This is a genomic window from Dellaglioa sp. CoH-55-MRSF-7, assembly GCF_056782235.1.
Window position 1 is genome coordinate 1 of record NZ_JBXAYI010000232.1, and the last position, 241, is coordinate 241.

1 protein-coding gene is annotated in these 241 nt (G+C 54.4%); it reads left to right on the forward strand.

Going from position 1 to position 241, the window contains the following annotated elements:
• Positions 1-241: hypothetical protein (locus AC1RPU_RS08495; RefSeq protein ID WP_481769732.1), on the forward strand; the 241-nt coding region annotated here is incomplete at both ends.

The following is a 241-nucleotide window of genomic DNA, read 5'->3' on the forward strand; positions in this document are numbered from 1 at the left end:
CTCGTATGCTATGCGTATAGACGCGTACCTGTCTTCGGTTGACGCAAACTACGAGATGTGGCTCGATGTGGCTGAGACCAGCAACGCATTCCACATGGGTACGCTTCAGTCTGTTGACATGCTGCCCAGCGCCAGTGACGCATTGCCGTCCGCGTATATCGTTAAGCAGGGGCTCATTGAATCATTCCGCGCCTATACCTCGGGGAACGGCCTATGGGGTTTTGATGAGTACGCGTCAGTT